Here is a 1909-nt window from a genome sequence, read left to right as displayed (position 1 = left end):
TCTTGAGCCGCTTGACCCAGCAGGCGATGTCAGCTGTGCCCATACGTTGAGCCTCACAGCTCTCCCGCTGGGCGTCGGACCGGGCTGGGCAGTTCGACATTACGCAAAGCTCCTTACGACACGCCGAAAGCGCGTGCCGTCATGTAGTTCGGAGCCTGGCGATCAACCGATCTTCAACTCGCTTCACGGCTCCGTGTTGGCCGTGTCCCGCGGTTCCGGGATGCTGTCGGGCAGACCCATCTCCGGGGCCGCTGGAAAGCAGCAACAACTATCTAGACAAGGCGCCCGGCGCGCGCCGCCGTGTGCAGCCTTCTCGGGACAGCGTGCAGGGATGCCTGCTTCTGGGTAGAAGACCAGTGTCAGCAAGTGGCGCGCTGTGGCAGGGAGCCGGCGATACTGGCGCTCAGAGCAACTAAGTGAAGCACCGTCGATGAATTTCTCACTCCCGCGCAAGCTCTGCCAAAAGATCGTCTCCTGTTGATGGGAGAACTCGACTATTGCCGTCGCAAGCGCAAACGGGCTTCGTTTCATCACTGCGTCGGTCACCAATCATGCGGGACAGCGCTTGGGCCGCTTACAGGGGCGGAGCTGCTAATGCCTGCCGCCCATCTGCCCGGCGGGACGTCTGGCTCGCAAACCAGCCGATCACCACATGGATCACTAACACCGCGATCTGGGCGATTGCGAAGGGCGGCTCGCTCTGCGTTGGAGCGAGCGGCTGTAGCAACGGCATCTTCTGGAAGGCCTGAACGACGAGCACGAAAACATTGAGATAGAGCGCTGTGGTCGCCGAGACGCCGTAAGCAATCCGCGCCCAATGGTCAGTTGATCGGCGCGGAAGGGCGAGGCAGGCGATCCCAAGCGCGACCAGCGACGCCACGCCGAAGCCGAAGGCGGGCGTAATGCCGCTGAACGGAAAGAGGAAGCCGGTGATGCTGGTCCCCGCCGTCGTGGCGAGGAAGATGGCCTGCCAACCGGGCAGAAAGCGGCCAAACGCCAGCGCCGCCATCGCGACGAGACCTGTCGCAATGGCGATCAGGCTCATCGACACATGCACGAGGAGCAGCGCATCGATCGACAGCCACGGTATCATGGTGCGCCTCGCAGGTTGGCGTGGAGACTGGTGTGGACCGGCAGGTGAGCGGGCCGGCGCGCCTTTTCAGCTTCGAATAAAGGCAAGAATGTCCTGGTTCACGATGTCCGGATGGGTCGTGCAAAGCCCATGCGGCAGACCCACGTAAGTTTTCAGCGTCCCGTTGGGTAGGAGCTTCACCGCGAGCGGGGCAGAGTCGGCATAGGGTACGATCTGATCGTCATCACCATGCATCACCAGCACCGGCACCTGGATACGTTTCAGATCGTCCGTGAAATCCGTTTCGGAAAAGGCTTTGATGCAGTCGTGATGGGCCTTGATGCCGCCCATCATCCCCTGGCGCCACCAGTTCTGGATGACGCCTTGATCGACTTTGGCACCTTCGCGGTTGTAGCCGTAGAAGGGTCCGGCCGGGACATCGAGGAAGAACTGTGCGCGGTTCGCCGCGGTCGCCGCCCGAAACCCGTCGAAAACCTCGATCGGCAGACCGCCCGGATTCTTGTCCGACTTGACCATGATCGGTGGCACGGCGCCGATCAGGACCGCCTTGGATACGCGTCCCGGCTTTGCCCTGGCCACATAATGCGCGACTTCGCCGCCTCCGGTCGAATGGCCGATATGGACCGCGCCCCTGAGATCGAGAGCATCGGTCAGCGTCGCCACGTCAGCGGCATAGGTGTCCATCTCATTGCCCGACCAGGTTTGGGTCGAGCGACCATGGCCGCGCCGGTCATGCGCGATGACGCGGTATCCTTCTTTCAGGAAGAACATCATCTGGTTGTCCCAGTCATCGGCCGAGAGCGGCCAGCCGTGATG

Annotated in this window: 2 protein-coding genes; both read right to left on the bottom strand. The window is 62.2% G+C overall.

The genetic code is table 11. From position 1 onward, the window contains the following. Positions 1 to 574 precede the first annotated feature (574 nt). The gene (locus AX750_RS05430) at positions 575 to 1093 is read right to left on the bottom strand and encodes a hypothetical protein (RefSeq protein ID WP_066721432.1); all 519 of its coding nucleotides are present in this window, start codon (positions 1091 to 1093) and stop codon (positions 575 to 577) included. A 66-nt stretch (positions 1094 to 1159) separates the two neighbouring features. Beyond that, the coding region (locus AX750_RS05425) for an alpha/beta hydrolase (RefSeq protein ID WP_067253718.1) at positions 1160 to 1909 on the bottom strand (750 nt) is incomplete at its 5' end.

The organism is Methylobacterium sp. CCH7-A2 (assembly GCF_001557075.1).
GTDB classification, from domain to species: domain Bacteria; phylum Pseudomonadota; class Alphaproteobacteria; order Rhizobiales; family Beijerinckiaceae; genus Allobosea; species Allobosea massiliensis.
The sequence above is the reverse complement of the archived record's forward strand: the minus strand, read 5'-3'. Positions and strand labels throughout refer to the sequence as shown.

Excerpts from the sequence above, each read along its gene's own strand:
- AX750_RS05430 (WP_066721432.1), bottom strand. The coding sequence starts at position 1,093 with ATGATACCGTGGCTGTCGATCGATGCGCTGCTCCTCGTGCATGTGTCG.